This window comes from Streptococcus sp. FDAARGOS_256 (assembly GCF_002289235.2).
Taxonomy (GTDB): domain Bacteria; phylum Bacillota; class Bacilli; order Lactobacillales; family Streptococcaceae; genus Streptococcus.
This window is the reverse complement of record NZ_NTGM02000001.1, coordinates 721970-739764: the sequence shown is the minus strand read 5'-3', so window position 1 is coordinate 739764 and position 17795 is coordinate 721970. Positions and strand designations below refer to the sequence as shown.

Here is a 17795-nt window from a genome sequence, read left to right as displayed (position 1 = left end):
AATGCTGAATAAATACCATAGAAGTAAGCCTTTTTCTAGAGATTTTTATATGTAAAACTGCATATAACTCCTATCTTTATTATTCTTCGTTTGGTATAAATATATCTAAATTTACATTAAAAACTATTATATAATATTAATTTTTTATTTTCTTCCTTTGAAAAATGAAGAATTTAACAGTAAGAAGAGAAGAAGTTTGTAACTGATGATATTGAAAAGAAAGTGCAGAGTTGCTTCAATATCCAGCTTAAAATGGTATAATAGTAGTAAAACGAAAGCAAGGAGGAGAAGAAATGATTGCACAGCTCGACACCAAGACTGTTTATAGTTTTATGGAAAGTGTGGTTTCGATTGAAAAATATGTACAAATGGCTAAAGAATACGGCTATTCTCATCTTGCTATCATGGATGTGGATAATCTCTATGGAGCCTATCATTTTCTAGAAGCAACTCGTAAGCATGGCATTCAGCCTTTAATTGGTTTAGAAATGACCTTGGTCAAAGATGAGGAGAATCTCTCTCTACGTTTTCTAGCCCTATCCACTAAAGGTTATCAAGAGTTGATGAAGTTATCCACTTTAAAAATGACTGGACGGAAAAATTGGTCTGACTTCACCTCCCACCTCGAAGATGTTGCTATTATTGTTCCCTATTTTAATGGGGTCGAACAGTTGGATTTGGGGGTTGATTATTTTATCGGCGTTAGTCCAGATACTCCTCAAGAAGTCTTTATTAGACCCATTCTTCCACTCTATCAAGTCAACTCTTTTGAAAAAGAAGACCTACAGGTTTTACAAATCTTGTCAGCAGTCAAGGACAATGTCAGCCTGAGAGAAGTGGATGTACATTCACAACAGAGGATTTTTTTACCTGCTTCAGACTTGGAAGAACAGTTTAAAAATCGCTTCCCTCAGGCGCTTGCCAATCTCCAAGGTCTGATAGAGAATGTAAGCTATCAAATCGACCCAAGTTTAAAACTCCCTCGCTTTAATCCTGAAAGACCAGCAGTAGAAGAACTTCGAGAGAGGGCTGAGCAAGGCTTGAGTGACAAGGGGTTGACCTCAGCTATTTATCATGAGCGACTGAATGAGGAATTGGCTGTGATTCATGATATGGGCTTTGACGATTATTTCCTTGTAGTTTGGGATTTGCTCCGTTTTGGACGTTCCCAAGGATATTATATGGGAATGGGGCGTGGTTCTGCGGTTGGTAGTCTGGTGGCTTACTCACTGGATATTACAGGAATTGATCCGGTTGAAAAGAACTTGATTTTCGAACGCTTTTTAAATCGTGAGCGCTACACCATGCCTGATATCGATATCGACATCCCTGACCTCTATAGACCAGAGTTCATTCGCTATGTTCGTGATCGTTATGGCAGCCAACACGTGGCACAGATTGTCACTTATTCGACCTTTGGAGCAAAACAGGCAATTCGTGATGTTTTCAAACGCTATGGTGTTCCAGAGTACGAATTAACCAATATTACGAAAAAAATCAGTTTTCGAGACACGCTAACGACAGCCTATGAAAAGAATTTACAGTTTAGGCAGATCATCAATAGCAAATTGGAATATCAAAAAGCTTTTGAGATTGCTCGAAAGATTGAAGGATATCCTCGTCAGACCTCTATCCATGCAGCTGGGGTCGTTATGAGTGACCAAGACCTGACGGACTATATCCCGCTCAAATACGGTGAGGATATGCTGATCACCCAGTATGATGCTCATGGTGTTGAAGCTAATGGACTTCTAAAAATGGATTTCCTTGGTCTGCGTAACTTAACTTTTGTTCAAAAAATGCAAGAATTACTGTCAGAGTCAGAAGGTATTCATCTGAGAATAGAGGATATTGATTTGGAAGACAAAGAAACTCTGGCCCTCTTTGCTACTGGAAATACCAAGGGGATTTTCCAATTTGAACAACCTGGCGCCATTCGACTCTTGAAACGAGTTCAGCCGCAAGTCTTCGAAGAGGTAGTAGCCACAACCTCACTCAACAGACCGGGGGCAAGCGATTATATTGATAACTTTGTTGCTCGGAAGCACGGTAAAGAAAAGGTGACGGTGTTAGACCCTGCCTTGGAGGACATTCTGTCATCAACCTATGGCATTATGCTCTATCAAGAGCAAGTCATGCAGGTAGCTCAGCGTTTTGGAGGTTTCAGTCTTGGTAAAGCTGACATTCTCAGACGAGCCATGGGTAAGAAAAATGCTAAAGAGATGCACTTGATGAAGGAAGATTTTATCATAGGAGCTATGAAATTGGGGCATACAGAAGAAAAGGCCAACCAAGTTTTTGCAGTGATGGAAAAGTTTGCAGGCTATGGATTTAACCGATCCCACGCTTATGCCTACTCAGCACTGGCATTCCAACTAGCTTATTTCAAGACACACTACCCTGCTATTTTCTTCCAAGTTATGTTGAATTATTCTAGCAGTGATTACATTGTAGATGCATTGCAGATGGGCTTTGAAGTAGCTCCTTTAGCAATAAACAGCATTCCCTATCATGATAAAATTGCTCAGAAGAAAATCTATCTGGGTCTAAAAGCCATTAAGGGAATGCCGAGAGATTTGTCTTACTGGATTATTGAAAATCGTCCTTTTTCAAGCATTGAAGATTTCGTCACACGTCTTCCCAAGAATTACAAGAAACTGTCGCTTCTGACGCCTTTGGTTGAACTAGGACTTTTTGATGAATTTGACAAGAATCGCCAGAAAATCTTAGTGAACCTACCAAACTTATTTGTCTTTGTTGAGGAGTTAGGTGGACTCTTTGCGGATACAAATTATAGTTGGACTGAAGCTGATGATTTTACTGAGGCAGAGAAATTTTACAAAGAGCAGGAACTGATTGGGGTAGGTATCAGTCCCCATCCTCTCCAAACTCTTGCCAAACAAGCCCTATATCCGACCACTCCAATCACTAATCTAACCGAGGGAGCTCAAGCCACTCTCCTAGTTGAAGTGCAAAAGATTAAAGTGATTCGAACCAAGAAAGGCGAGAGTATGGCTTTTCTACAGGTTCATGATAGTAAGTCTCGGATGGATGTAACTGTATTTTCAGACCAATATAGAAAATTTGCTTCCAATTTATCCGAAGGGAAATTTTACTACATCAATGGCAAAGTTCAATCTCGAGATGGTCGTCTGCAAATGATTGCACAAGATTTGAAGGAAGCAGTAGCGGAACGATTCTGGATTCAAGTTAAAAATCATGAATACGATAAAGAGATTTCAAATATCCTAGAACAATACAAAGGCCCAATTCCTGTCATTATCAGGTATGAAGAGGAGCAAAAAACAGTTGTTTCTACACGGCATTTTGTAAAAAAAGAGCCTGCTTTACAGGAGAAATTAAAGGAAATTACCATGAAAACGATTTATCACTAAAAATACGAAAAATAGAAGAATTTTCGATTTAAATGTGGTATAATCAGTAAGAATGTTAAAAGGAAAAGGAGCAAAAACCAAATGAAACGTATTGCTGTTTTGACCAGTGGTGGAGACGCCCCTGGTATGAATGCTGCCATCCGTGCAGTAGTTCGCCAAGCAATCTCAGAAGGAATGGAAGTTTTTGGTATCTATGATGGGTATGCAGGTATGGTTGCCGGCGAAATTTATCCACTTGATGCTGCTTCAGTAGGAGACATCATTTCCCGTGGTGGTACTTTCCTTCACTCTGCTCGTTACCCTGAGTTTGCACAACTTGAAGGTCAACTTAAAGGGATTGAGCAGTTGAAAAAACACGGTATCGAAGGTGTCGTTGTTATCGGTGGTGATGGTTCTTATCACGGAGCTATGCGCTTGACTGAGCATGGATTCCCTGCTATCGGACTTCCAGGTACAATCGATAACGATATCGTAGGTACTGACTTCACAATCGGATTTGATACCGCAGTTACTACTGCAATGGATGCAATCGATAAGATTCGTGATACATCATCAAGTCACCGTCGTACTTTCGTTGTTGAAGTAATGGGACGTAATGCTGGTGATATCGCACTTTGGGCAGGTATTGCAACTGGTGCTGATGAAATCATTATCCCTGAAGAAGGCTTCAAGATGGAAGATATCGTAGCTAGTATCAAAGCTGGTTATGAATGTGGTAAAAAACACAACATCATCGTTTTGGCCGAGGGAGTTATGTCAGCCGATGAATTCGGTAAGAAACTCAAGGAAGCAGGAGATACTAGTGACCTTCGTGTGACTGAGCTTGGACATATCCAACGTGGTGGTTCACCAACCGCTCGTGACCGTGTATTAGCGTCACGTATGGGAGCACACGCTGTTAAACTTCTTAAACAAGGAATCGGTGGTGTCGCTGTTGGTATCCGTAACGAAAAAATGGTTGAAAACCCAATTCTTGGAACAGCAGAAGAAGGAGCCTTGTTCAGCCTGACAGCTGATGGCAAAATCGTTGTTAACAACCCTCACAAAGCTGACCTTGGACTTGCTAGCTTGAACAAGAGCTTGTCATAATCAACTTTAACTAATCTGGTAAAATGACCATAAAGGTCAAATTATATAAAGGAGTCACAAATCATGAATAAACGTGTAAAAATCGTTGCAACTTTGGGTCCTGCGGTTGAAATCCGTGGTGGGAAAAAATTCGGTGATGACGGATACTGGGGTGAAAAACTTGACGTTGAAGCTTCAGCAAAAAACATTGCTAAATTGATTGAAGCAGGAGCTAACACTTTCCGTTTCAACTTCTCACACGGTGACCACCAAGAACAAGGTGAACGTATGGCAACTGTTAAACTTGCAGAAAAACTTGCAGGTAAAAAAGTTGGTTTCCTTCTTGATACTAAAGGACCAGAAATCCGTACTGAATTGTTCGAAGGTGAAGCTAAAGAGTACTCATACAAAACTGGTGAAAAAATCCGTGTTGCAACTAAACAAGGAATCAAATCAACTCGTGAAGTGATTGCTTTGAACGTTGCTGGTGCTCTTGACATCTATGATGACGTTGAAGTTGGTCGCCAAGTATTGGTTGACGATGGTAAACTTGGTCTTCGCGTTGTGGAAAAAGACGATGCAACTCGTGAATTTGTAGTTGAAGTTGAAAATGACGGTGTGATCGCTAAACAAAAAGGTGTAAACATCCCTAACACTAAAATTCCTTTCCCAGCTCTTGCTGAACGTGATAACGATGATATCCGCTTTGGTCTTGAACAAGGTATTAACTTCATCGCGATTTCATTCGTTCGTACTGCAAAAGACGTTAACGAAGTTCGTGCAATCTGTGAAGAAACTGGTAACGGCCACGTTCAATTGTTCGCTAAAATCGAAAACCAACAAGGTATCGAAAACTTGGATGAAATCATTGAAGCTGCTGACGGTATCATGATCGCTCGTGGTGACATGGGTATCGAAGTACCATTCGAAATGGTTCCAGTTTACCAAAAAATGATTATCACTAAAGTGAACGCAGCAGGTAAAGTTGTTATCACAGCAACAAACATGCTTGAAACAATGACTGAAAAACCACGTGCAACTCGTTCAGAAGTATCAGACGTATTTAACGCTGTTATCGACGGAACTGACGCAACAATGCTTTCAGGTGAGTCTGCAAATGGTAAATACCCACTTGAGTCAGTAGCAACAATGGCTACAATTGACAAGAACGCACAAACTCTTCTTAATGAATACGGACGTTTGAACTCAGATACTTTCGAACGTAACTCTAAGACAGAAGTTATGGCTTCAGCTGTTAAAGACGCTACTAACTCAATGGACATCAAATTGGTTGTAACTCTTACTAAGACAGGTCACACAGCACGTTTGATTTCTAAATACCGTCCAAATGCTGATATCTTGGCATTGACATTTGACGAATTGACAGAACGTGGATTGATGTTGAACTGGGGTGTTATCCCAATGTTGACAGATGCTCCATCATCAACTGACGATATGTTCGAAATCGCTGAACGTAAAGCAGTTGAAGCAGGTCTTGTACAATCTGGTGACGATATCGTTATCGTTGCAGGTGTACCAGTTGGAGAAGCTGTTCGTACAAACACAATGCGCATCCGTACAGTACGCTAATCTAACATTAAAACCTATCATTCAAGCTGAACAGCTTGAATGATAGGTTTTTTTATCGAAATGGAATGTTTAATCAATAGGAATGGGAAAAAATTGAAAATTGTGGTATAATAGAACGAAAAGACCTTTTTAGTAAATTTTGAAAGAGTAAAACATGAGAAAAATTGTCATCAATGGTGGACGTCCATTGCAAGGTGAGATCACCATTAGTGGTGCTAAAAATAGTGTTGTAGCACTTATTCCAGCTATTATCTTATCAGATGATATTGTCACTTTAGATTGTGTTCCAGATATTTCAGACGTTGCTAGTCTTGTCGAAATCATGGAGATTATGGGGGCAACTGTTAAGCGTTATGACGATGTCTTGGAAATTGATCCAAGAGGCGTTCAAAACATTCCTATGCCTTATGGTAAGATTAATAGCTTACGTGCTTCTTATTATTTCTACGGAAGTCTTTTAGGTCGCTTTGGTGAAGCTACAGTTGGACTTCCTGGTGGATGTGATCTGGGACCTCGTCCGATTGACCTTCACTTAAAAGCCTTTGAAGCCATGGGTGCTAAGGTCAGCTATGAGGGAGATAATATGAATTTATCTGCCCAAGGTAAGGGACTTCATGGCGCAAGTATTTACATGGATACCGTCAGCGTTGGTGCAACGATTAACACTATGATTGCTGCGGTTAAAGCTAAGGGACGCACTGTCATTGAAAATGCGGCTCGTGAACCGGAAATTATCGATGTCGCTACCCTTTTGAACAATATGGGTGCCCACATTCGTGGTGCGGGGACCGATATCATCATTATTGATGGTGTTGAGAAACTTCATGGAACGCGTCACCAAGTCATTCCAGACCGTATCGAAGCTGGAACCTATATTTCACTTGCTGCAGCGGTAGGAAAAGGAATTCGCATTAACAACGTTCTCTATGAGCACTTAGAAGGTTTTATCGCCAAACTAGAGGAAATGGGCGTTCATATGACAGTCTCAGAAGACAGTATCTTCGTTGAAGAACAGTCTGATTTGAAGGCTATCAATATCAAAACAGCTCCTTATCCTGGATTTGCAACCGATTTGCAACAGCCTATAACTCCGCTATTGTTGACTGCTCAAGGTCGTGGAACCATTATTGATACGATCTATGAAAAACGTGTTAACCATGTTTTTGAATTAGCAAAAATGGATGCGGATATTACGACTACGAATGATCATATTATCTACAACGGTGGTCGTAGATTGCACGGGGCAAGCGTAAAAGCTACAGACTTGCGAGCTGGTGCAGCGCTTGTTATTGCTGGTTTGATGGCTGAAGGTAAAACTGAAATTACAAATATTGAGTTTATCCTGCGAGGCTACTCAGATATTATTGAGAAATTGCGTAGTCTTGGAGCGGATATTACACTCATTGAAGACTAAACCGTTGAGGTGATTATGAATATTTGGACCAAATTAGCAATGTTTTCTTTTTTTGAAACGGAGCGCTTGTATTTGCGTCCTTTCTTTTTTAGTGACAGTCAAGCGTTTTTCGATATTGCTTCCAATCCTGAAAATTTGCAGTTTATTTTTCCCAGTCAATCAAGTTTAGAAGAAAGTCAATATGCGCTTGCCAACTATTTTATGAAGAATCCTCTAGGTGTTTGGGCAATTTGTCTCCAAGGAAATCAGGAAATGATTGGCTCCATTAAATTTGAAAAAATTGATGAAATCAAAAAAGAAGCAGAAATTGGTTATTTCTTAAAAAAGGATTCTTGGTCACAAGGTTTTATGACAGAAGTAGTTACCAAGCTTTGTCAGCTTTCCTTTGAAGAATTTGGTTTAAAACAATTATCCATCATCACTCATCTGGAGAATCAAGCTAGTCAAAAAGTAGCCTTAAAATCAGGCTTTAGTCTCTTCCGACAGTTTAAGGGGAGCGACCGCTATACACGAAAAATGAGGGACTATCTTGAATTTCGATATATAAAAGGAGAATTCAATGAGTAAACACCAGGAAATTTTGTCCTATCTGGAAGAGTTGCCAATTGGGAAAAGAGTTAGTGTTCGCAGTATCTCTAATCACCTAGGTGTTAGTGATGGAACCGCCTACCGAGCTATCAAAGAAGCTGAAAATCGTGGCATCGTTGAAACTCGGCCACGTAGTGGAACCATACGAGTTAAGCCAAAGAAAGTGGCTATTGAACGGCTAACCTATGCTGAAATCGCTGAAGTCACCTCCTCTGAGGTTTTAGCCGGTCAGGAAGGGCTGGAGAGAGAGTTTAGCAAATTTTCCATTGGGGCCATGACAGAGCAGAATATCCGATCCTATCTCCATGATGGTGGTCTTGTGATCGTAGGTGACCGTACTCGTATTCAACTTCTAGCCTTGGAAAATGAAAATGCGGTCCTCGTGACAGGTGGTTTCTATGTTCAGGACGATGTTCTTGAGTTGGCCAATAAAAAAGGGATTCCAGTTCTAAGAAGTAAAGATGACACTTTTACAGTAGCGACCATGATTAACAAAGCCCTCTCAAACGTTCAAATCAAAACCGATATTCTGACAGTTGAAAAGCTCTATCGCCCCAGTCATGAGTATGGTTTTTTGAGAGAAACCGATACAGTCAAAGATTATCTAGACTTGGTTCGTAAGAACAGAAGTAGCCGTTTTCCAGTCATTAACCAACACCAAGTGGTTGTTGGGGTTGTTACTATGCGTGACGCAGGAGACAAGTCTCCCAGCACGACGATTGACAAGGTGATGACGCGCAGTATATTCGTAACAGGGTTAGCGACGAATATTGCCAATGTCAGTCAACGAATGATTGCAGAAGACTTTGAGATGGTTCCCGTTGTCAGAAGTAACCAAACTCTACTTGGTGTCGTAACACGACGAGATGTCATGGAAAAGATGAGCCGTTCCCAAGTTTCTGCTTTGCCGACCTTCTCAGAGCAAATCGGGCAAAAACTCTCTTATCATCATGATGAAGTCGTCATAACTGTTGAGCCCTTCATGTTGGAGAAAAATGGAGTCCTTGCTAATGGAGTCTTGGCTGAAATTCTCAACCATATGACCCAAGACCTTGTTGTCAATAGCGGACGTAATCTCATCATTGAGCAGATGTTGATTTATTTCTTGCAGGCTGTGCAGATAGATGATATTTTGCGGATTCAGGCTCGTATTATTCACCACACGAGACGCTCAGCTATTATTGATTATGATATTTATCATGGTCATCAGATTGTTTCAAAAGCAAATGTTACAGTTAAAATTAATTAGAATCTAGGAGAAAAAATGATAACTTTAAAATCAGCACGTGAAATCGAAGCCATGGACAAGGCTGGTGATTTTCTAGCAAGTATCCATATCGGCTTACGTGATTTGATTAAGCCAGGCGTAGATATGTGGGAAGTCGAAGAGTATGTTCGTCGACGTTGCAAAGAGGAGAATTTTCTTCCTTTACAGATTGGTGTGGATGGTGCAGTCATGGATTACCCCTATGCCACTTGTTGCTCTCTCAACGACGAAGTAGCTCACGCTTTTCCACGTCATTACATCTTGAAAGATGGCGATTTGCTCAAGGTTGACATGGTACTGGGTGGTCCGATTGCCAAATCCGACCTCAATGTATCTAAACTTAACTTCAACAATGTTGAGCAAATGAAAAAATACACCCAAAGCTATACTGGTGGTTTAGCAGACTCATGTTGGGCTTATGCGGTTGGTACACCGTCTGAAGAAGTGAAAAACTTGATGGACGTGACCAAGGAAGCTATGTATATAGGGATTGAGAAAGCGGTTGTTGGAAATCGTATCGGTGATATCGGTGCGGCCATTCAAGAATACGCTGAAAGTCGCGGTTACGGTGTCGTTCGTGATTTGGTTGGTCATGGTGTTGGTCCAACTATGCACGAGGAGCCAATGGTTCCTAACTACGGTATTGCAGGTCGTGGACTCCGTCTCCGTGAAGGAATGGTACTAACCATTGAACCCATGATCAATACTGGTGACTGGGAAATTGATACAGATATGAAGACTGGCTGGGCTCATAAGACTATAGATGGTGGACTGTCTTGCCAATATGAACACCAGTTTGTTATTACCAAAGACGGTCCTGTTATCTTGACTAGTCAAGGTGAAGAAGGAACGTATTAAAAAAAAGGAGCTTAGCTCCTTTTTTTGTGTCAAATTTAGTCAAAATAAATAAACGTAGCAAAGTTATCACAATTTTTTTCTTTTATAGTAAAATAAGATTAGAATTTTGAGAAAGTAGGTAATTCGTTGGAGTCGATTATATTTCTAGTATCCGTTTTTTTGGCAGGTATTCTGTCCTTCTTTTCACCCTGCATCTTTCCTTTGCTACCTGTCTATGCTGGTATTTTACTGGATGATCAAGGAAATTCGAAAAGTTTCCGCTTTTTTGGAAGAGACATTGCCTGGTCAGGCTTAATTCGGACCTTGTGTTTTATTGCAGGAATTTCCCTCATTTTCTTTATTTTAGGATTTGGAGCCGGATTCCTAGGGCACATGCTCTATGCAGACTGGTTTCGTTATACTATGGGAATAGTCATTATTCTTTTAGGGTTTCACCAGATGGAAATCTTGCATTTCAATAAACTGGAAGTTCAAAAGACAGTCACCTTCAAACAATCAAAGTCTAATCACTATCTGTCAGCCTTTTTACTTGGGATAACCTTTAGTTTTGGTTGGACCCCTTGTATCGGACCGGTTTTAAGTTCGGTCTTAGCTCTAGCGGCTTCAGGTGGCAATGGTGCTTGGCAAGGAGCCGTGTTAACATTAGTATACACATTGGGAATGGCCCTTCCTTTCATTGTTTTGGCTCTGGCTTCGGGCTGGATTATGCCCTATTTTAGTAAATTAAAACCCCATATGATCCTACTAAAGAAAATCGGGGGAGCTTTGATTATTTTGATGGGATTATTATTAATGCTAGGGCAGTTAAATGCCTTATCAGGAATTCTTGGATAAAAGGAGAAAAAGATGAAAAAAGTTATTTTTGCTGGATTGAGCCTCATGTCTCTATTCTTGTTGATTGCCTGTGGTGAAAAAGAAACCAAACAGACAAGCAGTACAAAACAACCTGCTGTACAACAAATCGCAGTCGGTAAGGATGCACCAGACTTTACCTTGCAGTCTATGGATGGCAAAGAAGTGAAATTATCAGACTATAAAGGGAAAAAGGTCTATTTAAAATTCTGGGCTTCTTGGTGTGGACCATGTAAAAAAAGTATGCCTGAGTTGATGGAATTAGCTGCCAAACAAGATCGAGACTTTGAAATCTTGAGTGTCATCGCACCTGGTCTACAAGGTGAAAAAACAGTTCAAGACTTTCCAAAATGGTACCAAGAACAAGGCTACAAGGATATTCCAGTTCTATATGATACGCAAGCAACTACCTTCCAAGCCTACCAAATTCGTAGTATTCCAACGGAATACTTGATTGACAGTCAAGGTAAAATTGGAAAAATCCAATTTGGTGCTATTAGCAATGCTGATGCAGAAGCGGCTTTTAAAGAAATGAAATAAAGAAAAAATCGCGATTTTTCGCGATTTTTTTATAGTTTTTCATTGATAAAGCGGATAAATTGATTCCACCAAACCTTCAAAAAGAAGGCTTTTTCAACTTTCTTTTCAGAAACCATTTCAAAAGATGGTTTGTCAGAAGTGAGATAGCCCTGGCCGACCAAATCCTGGTCATCATAGGTTAGAGTACCAACAACCTTGCCTTCTTCCAATGGAGCCATTTCTGATGTTGATTTCGGTGTGAATTGGAGAGCTGGTGTAGTACTGCTACCGATGCGTTGGACGATGGAAATGTCTGACTTAGCGACAGCTGTCACATTATCTTCTTTACCATCCAGAACTGTTACTTTACTATCGTTGTATGCTTCACCTTTCTGAACGACGGTTTTTAAGGCAAAGTTTGCAGAAATATAATCTAAAAGTGCAGAAGTAGCAGTAAAACGTGCATAAGGGTTGGTATCTTGTTGATCTGCATTCAAAACAACCGTAATAATACGCATCCCTTTCTCAACAGTTGTTCCAACGAACGAAGCACCAGCTTTATCAGTAGTACCTGTCTTTAGTCCATCAATACCACCACGATAGGCAGGCATTCCCTCCAACATATAGTTGGTTGAGTGGATTTCAAGCCCTGCAAAGGTAGAAGTTGGCTTTTTGGTGATTTCCAAAACTTGAGGATAATCTCGGATGAGGTTACGAGCGACGATTGCAACATCGTAGGCACTCAACTTGTTTTCATCGTCTTTCTTTGAACCAGGATAGATATTCTCGCCAAGGGTCTCATTATTTAAACCAGTAGTGTTTACAATAGTTGCATCTTGAATTCCCCATTCAAGAAGTTTAGCCCTCATCTTGTCTACAAAGTCTTTCTCAGAACCAGCAATCTTTTCTGCTAGCGCAATCGCAGCACTGTTTGCGCTGGATACCATTGTAGCCTCTAATAGTTGTTCAACAGTATAATTTCGAGCTTCCATAGGGACGTTACTCGCCTCAGAATTAGTTGTAAGTTTGTAAGGATAGTCCGAAATATCAACAGGTGTAGATAGGCTGATAGTTCCTTGTTCCAGAGCTTCATAGACCAGATAAACTGTAACTAGTTTTGTAATAGAAGCAATTTCTACAGGCTGATTTGCATCTTTTTCATAGAGGATTTTTCCAGTTGTAGCCTCGACAGCAATAGCATGTTTAGCAGCAACATCAAACTCCTGAGCAGAAACAGTAGAAGCTGCTCCAAAAACTAAAAGTGTCATAAAAGATAAAATTATTTTTTTCATATTAGCTTTATTTTATCATAAAGAAAAAAAATATTCTCGCTTTTTTACTAAAGCCATCTTATCTTTTTCAGAAATGTGGTAAAATAGAGAGAAGGAGGATACCTATGTTCCGCAGAAACAAATTATTTTTTTGGACAGCTGAAATTTTATTATTAACACTGATTTTCTATCTTTGGAGAGAAATGGGAGCCATCATTACTCCCTTCGTGACAGTTGTGAATACCATCATGATTCCATTTTTGCTTGGTGGATTTTTTTACTACATTACAAATCCAGTCGTTACTTTCTTAGAAAAGAGATGTAAGATCAATCGTCTAATTGGTGTCTTGGTCACTCTTTGTGCCTTGATTGGTGCTATCGTTGTAGGGGTCGTTTATCTCTTGCCGATTTTGATTAATCAGTTGACCAGCTTGATTATTTCTAGTCAAAACATCTATAGTAGACTACAAGATTTGATCATCGATTTGTCCATGAATCCAGTCTTCCAAAATATTGATATTCAACAAACAATTCAACAACTGAATCTCTCCTATGTGGATATCCTCCAGAATATCCTTAATAGCGTCAGCAACAGTTTAGGAAGCGTTCTTTCAGCTTTGTTTAGTACGGTTCTGATTCTCATTATGACCCCTGTATTCTTGATTTATTTCTTGTTGGATGGTCATAAGTTGCTACCAATGTTGGAACGTACCATCTTAAAACATGACAAATTGAATCTTTCTAGCCTTTTAACCAATCTCAATACAACCATAGCGCGCTATATCAGTGGAATTGCGATTGATGCGGTTATTATTGGATGTTTAGCCTATATTGGCTATAGCGTTATCGGATTAAAGTACGCCCTAGTTTTTGCTATTTTTTCTGGAATCGCAAATTTGATTCCTTATGTTGGTCCAAGTATTGGCTTGATTCCAATGGTGATTGCCAATGTGTTCACAGATCCTCATCGTATGTTGATTGCGGTTGCTTATATGCTCATTATTCAGCAGATTGACGGAAATGTTCTCTATCCACGTATCGTTGGAGGGGTTATGAAAGTGCATCCGATTACGATCTTGGTGCTCCTTTTACTGTCAAGTAATATCTACGGTGTCATAGGGATGGTCGTAGCAGTACCTACTTACTCTATTTTTAAAGAAATTACTAAGTTCCTAGCGAAATTATATGAAAACCATAAAGAAGCTAAGGAACTGGAAAAAACAGAATCAAATTAAAATCAGGGAGACCTGATTTTTTTGATGAAAAGACTATCGCCAAACGAAAAGAAGTTTGAATTCATATTGCCATAAAGAAGCAGAAGAACAGGATTTGATAAGATTTAGATTAATTCACAAAATATGTGTAAAACACTTGCAATTTAGCAGAAATTTGATAAAATAGTAAGGAAAGTTAGACTGTATTGCCTACTGTCTATCTATAAAATATATTTTATTGGAGGCTTTTACTCAAATGGCAAAAGAAAAATACGATCGTAGTAAACCACACGTTAACATTGGTACTATCGGACACGTTGACCACGGTAAAACTACTTTGACAGCAGCTATCACAACTGTATTGGCACGTCGCTTGCCTTCAGCAGTTAACCAACCTAAAGACTATGCGTCTATCGATGCTGCTCCAGAAGAACGCGAACGCGGTATCACTATCAACACTGCGCACGTTGAGTACGAAACTGAAAAACGTCACTACGCTCACATCGACGCTCCAGGACACGCGGACTACGTTAAAAACATGATTACTGGTGCTGCTCAAATGGACGGAGCTATCCTTGTAGTAGCTTCAACTGACGGACCAATGCCACAAACTCGTGAGCACATCCTTCTTTCACGTCAGGTTGGTGTTAAACACCTTATCGTCTTCATGAACAAAATTGACTTGGTAGACGACGAAGAATTGCTTGAATTGGTTGAAATGGAAATCCGTGACCTCTTGTCAGAATACGACTTCCCAGGTGACGATCTTCCAGTTATCCAAGGTTCAGCTCTTAAAGCTCTTGAAGGTGACTCTAAATACGAAGACATCATCATGGAATTGATGAACACTGTTGATGAGTACATCCCAGAACCAGAACGTGACACTGAAAAACCATTGCTTCTTCCAGTCGAAGACGTATTCTCAATCACTGGACGTGGTACAGTTGCTTCAGGACGTATCGACCGTGGTACTGTTCGTGTCAACGACGAAATCGAAATCGTTGGTATCAAAGAAGAAACTCAAAAAGCAGTTGTTACTGGTGTTGAAATGTTCCGTAAACAACTTGACGAAGGTCTTGCTGGAGATAACGTAGGTGTCCTTCTTCGTGGTGTTCAACGTGACGAAATCGAACGTGGACAAGTTATCGCTAAACCAGGTTCAATCAACCCACACACTAAATTTAAAGGTGAAGTCTACATCCTTACTAAAGAAGAAGGTGGACGTCACACTCCATTCTTCAACAACTACCGTCCACAATTCTACTTCCGTACTACTGACGTTACAGGTTCAATCGAACTTCCTGCAGGTACTGAAATGGTAATGCCTGGTGATAACGTGACTATCGACGTTGAGTTGATCCACCCAATCGCCGTAGAACAAGGTACTACATTCTCTATCCGTGAGGGTGGACGTACTGTTGGTTCAGGTATGGTTACAGAAATCGAAGCTTAATTCGATTAAGTTCCCAGAAGAACAATTATTTAAGTCAGACACTAAAAGAATCTTGCCTTGCAAGGTTCTTTTTTTCTTCTCCTTACTCTATTTGAAGTGCTTCTACTCTAGCAGTATAATAGTTTTTTTGGTATAATAAAAGTTATGGAAATCGAAAAAACCAATCGTATGAACGCCCTTTTTGAATTTTATGCGGCGCTTTTGACAGACAAGCAGATGAACTATATTGAACTCTATTATGCTGATGATTATAGTCTTGCTGAGATTGCTGAAGAGTTCGGTGTCAGTCGTCAGGCTGTCTATGATAATATCAAGCGGACGGAAAAGATTCTAGAAGATTATGAGATGAAACTGCACATGTATTCGGACTACATTGTCCGCAGTCAGATTTTTGACCAGATCTTGGAGCGTTATCCCAAGGATGACTTTCTGCAGGAGCAGATAGAAATTTTAACAAGTATTGATAATAGAGAATAAGTATGGGGAGTATAGTCATCTACAAAGGTATACCCTGTAAACTATTAGCTGCTGAGACTCCTTTTCCCACAAGGCTACAAATCCTCTCGTCTAATTCTATCTTTCGAGCTCTTCAAGAGGGATTTAGCTGTTGGGGATATCCAAATGAGATAATGAAAGAAGTCACTCCAGAAGAACTTGTTTGTTTACAAGATTTTGGACGTTTTCCACCGAATTAATGAAACATAGGAGAAAAAAATGGCATTTGAAAGTTTAACAGAACGTTTGCAGAACGTCTTTAAAAATCTACGTAAAAAGGGAAAAATTTCTGAGGCTGATGTCCAAGAAGCAACCAAAGAGATTCGTTTGGCCTTGCTGGAAGCTGACGTTGCCTTGCCTGTTGTAAAGGATTTTATCAAGAAGGTTCGTGAGCGTGCAGTAGGACACGACGTCATTGATACCCTTAATCCAGCACAACAGATTATCAAAATCGTGGATGAGGAACTGACGGCTGTTTTAGGTTCCGATACGGCAGAGATTATCAAGTCACCAAAAATTCCAACCATTATCATGATGGTCGGTTTGCAGGGGGCTGGTAAAACGACATTTGCTGCTAAGCTGGCTAATAAACTTAAGAAGGAAGAAAATGCTCGTCCTTTGATGATTGCGGCAGATATTTATCGTCCAGCAGCCATCAATCAGCTGAAAACACTTGGACAACAGATTGATGTTCCCGTCTTTGCACTTGGAACAGAGGTTCCAGCTGTTGAGATTGTTCGTCAAGGTTTGGAGCAAGCACAAGCCAATCATAACGACTATGTCTTGATCGATACGGCAGGTCGTTTACAGATTGATGAACTTCTCATGAATGAGCTTCGTGACGTAAAAGCATTGGCCCAACCAAACGAAATTCTACTTGTAGTGGACGCCATGATTGGTCAGGAGGCGGCTAATGTTGCCCGTGAGTTTAATGCTCAGTTAGAAGTGACTGGTGTTATCCTTACCAAGATTGATGGGGATACTCGTGGTGGTGCGGCTTTGTCTGTTCGCCACATCACTGGTAAACCTATCAAGTTCACTGGTACGGGTGAAAAGATTACAGATATCGAAACCTTCCACCCAGATCGTATGTCTAGCCGTATCCTTGGCATGGGGGATATGCTGACCTTGATCGAGAAAGCTTCTCAGGAATACGATGAGCAAAAAGCTCTTGAAATGGCTGAGAAGATGCGTGAAAACACCTTTGATTTCAATGATTTCATCGATCAATTGGATCAGGTGCAAAATATGGGGCCAATGGAAGACTTACTCAAGATGATTCCAGGTATGGCTAACAACCCTGCCCTTCAAAATATGAAGGTGGATGAGCGCCAGATTGCGCGCAAACGTGCCATCGTATCTTCGATGACACCTGAAGAACGTGAAAACCCTGATTTGTTAAATCCAAGTCGTCGCCGTCGTATTGCTGCAGGTTCTGGAAATACCTTTGTCGAAGTCAATAAATTCATCAAGGACTTTAACCAGGCCAAACAGCTCATGCAAGGTGTCATGTCTGGTGATATGAACAAGATGATGAAACAAATGGGCATCAATCCAAATAACCTCCCTAAAAATATGCCAAATATGGGAGGAATGGATATGTCTGCCCTTGAAGGAATGATGGGGCAAGGTAGTATGCCGGATATGTCAGCTCTCGGAGGAGCAGGCATGCCAGATATGACCCAGATGTTTGGTGGCGGACTTAAAGGTAAAATTGGCGAATTCGCCATGAAACAGTCTATGAAACGCATGGCCAACAAAATGAAAAAAGCGAAGAAGAAACGCAAATAAAAAAAGGAAAGCAGAAATGC

The 17795-nt window shown here is 40.4% G+C and carries 15 protein-coding genes; 14 read left to right on the top strand and 1 reads right to left on the bottom strand.

The window, feature by feature from the left end; translation table 11 throughout:
• Window positions 1–293: 293 nt before the first annotated feature.
• The 9 genes from A6J84_RS03820 to sdbB all read left to right on the top strand — a co-directional run bounded on the left by A6J84_RS03820 (window position 294) and on the right by sdbB (window position 11572).
• The gene (locus A6J84_RS03820) at window positions 294–3395 is read left to right on the top strand and encodes a DNA polymerase III subunit alpha (RefSeq protein ID WP_095726070.1); all 3102 of its coding nucleotides are present in this window, start codon (window positions 294–296) and stop codon (window positions 3393–3395) included.
• Between the two features lie 81 nt (window positions 3396–3476).
• Window positions 3477–4484: a 6-phosphofructokinase gene (pfkA, locus tag A6J84_RS03815; protein ID WP_000820880.1), complete on the top strand. Its 1008-nt coding sequence runs from the start codon at window positions 3477–3479 to the stop codon at window positions 4482–4484.
• Window positions 4485–4547: 63 nt separating this feature from the next.
• A complete protein-coding gene (pyk, locus tag A6J84_RS03810; RefSeq protein WP_001042797.1) occupies window positions 4548–6053 on the top strand; it encodes a pyruvate kinase in 1506 nt (501 codons plus the stop codon).
• Window positions 6054–6207: 154 nt separating this feature from the next.
• The gene (locus A6J84_RS03805) at window positions 6208–7467 is read left to right on the top strand and encodes a UDP-N-acetylglucosamine 1-carboxyvinyltransferase (RefSeq protein ID WP_001227104.1); all 1260 of its coding nucleotides are present in this window, start codon (window positions 6208–6210) and stop codon (window positions 7465–7467) included.
• A 15-nt stretch (window positions 7468–7482) separates the two neighbouring features.
• Window positions 7483–8034 (top strand): GNAT family N-acetyltransferase, encoded by a 552-nt coding sequence (locus A6J84_RS03800; protein ID WP_001028740.1) that lies wholly within the window; start codon window positions 7483–7485, stop codon window positions 8032–8034.
• Entirely contained in the window at window positions 8027–9304 is a 1278-nt protein-coding gene (gene spxR, locus A6J84_RS03795; protein WP_000033802.1) for a CBS-HotDog domain-containing transcription factor SpxR, read from the top strand. Before A6J84_RS03800 ends, spxR begins: the two co-directional genes overlap by 8 nt.
• Window positions 9305–9319: 15 nt before the next feature.
• Window positions 9320–10180 carry a methionyl aminopeptidase gene (locus A6J84_RS03790; RefSeq protein ID WP_000631555.1) on the top strand — a complete coding sequence of 287 codons (861 nt, stop codon included), beginning with the start codon at window positions 9320–9322 and terminating at the stop codon, window positions 10178–10180.
• A gap of 126 nt (window positions 10181–10306) precedes the next feature.
• A complete protein-coding gene (ccdA2, locus tag A6J84_RS03785; protein ID WP_095726069.1) occupies window positions 10307–11014 on the top strand; it encodes a thiol-disulfide oxidoreductase-associated membrane protein CcdA2 in 708 nt (235 codons plus the stop codon).
• Window positions 11015–11026: 12 nt separating this feature from the next.
• Window positions 11027–11572: a thiol-disulfide oxidoreductase-associated lipoprotein SdbB gene (gene sdbB / locus A6J84_RS03780; protein ID WP_084878113.1), complete on the top strand. Its 546-nt coding sequence runs from the start codon at window positions 11027–11029 to the stop codon at window positions 11570–11572.
• Window positions 11573–11601: 29 nt separating this feature from the next.
• Here sdbB and pbp3 read toward each other — a convergent pair whose 3' ends face one another.
• Window positions 11602–12843, bottom strand: coding sequence for a D-alanyl-D-alanine carboxypeptidase PBP3 (pbp3, locus tag A6J84_RS03775; protein WP_061587665.1), 1242 nt, complete (start codon window positions 12841–12843; stop codon window positions 11602–11604).
• Between the two features lie 104 nt (window positions 12844–12947).
• Between pbp3 and A6J84_RS03770 the strand changes: the two genes are divergently transcribed.
• The 5 genes from A6J84_RS03770 to ffh all read left to right on the top strand — a co-directional run bounded on the left by A6J84_RS03770 (window position 12948) and on the right by ffh (window position 17775).
• Window positions 12948–14057, top strand: a complete 1110-nt coding sequence (locus A6J84_RS03770; protein ID WP_000489828.1) for an AI-2E family transporter — start codon at window positions 12948–12950, stop codon at window positions 14055–14057.
• 235 nt (window positions 14058–14292) lie between these two features.
• Complete coding sequence (gene tuf / locus A6J84_RS03765) at window positions 14293–15489, top strand: elongation factor Tu (RefSeq protein WP_001040720.1); 1197 nt, start codon at window positions 14293–14295, stop codon at window positions 15487–15489.
• Window positions 15490–15633: 144 nt separating this feature from the next.
• Window positions 15634–15966, top strand: a complete 333-nt coding sequence (locus A6J84_RS03760) for a putative DNA-binding protein (protein WP_000402066.1) — start codon at window positions 15634–15636, stop codon at window positions 15964–15966.
• Between the two features lie 2 nt (window positions 15967–15968).
• Window positions 15969–16184 (top strand): 2-oxoglutarate:acceptor oxidoreductase, encoded by a 216-nt coding sequence (locus A6J84_RS10320; RefSeq protein WP_095726068.1) that lies wholly within the window; start codon window positions 15969–15971, stop codon window positions 16182–16184.
• 19 nt (window positions 16185–16203) lie between these two features.
• Window positions 16204–17775 (top strand): signal recognition particle protein, encoded by a 1572-nt coding sequence (gene ffh / locus A6J84_RS03750; RefSeq protein ID WP_095726067.1) that lies wholly within the window; start codon window positions 16204–16206, stop codon window positions 17773–17775.
• Window positions 17776–17795: the final 20 nt, after the last annotated feature.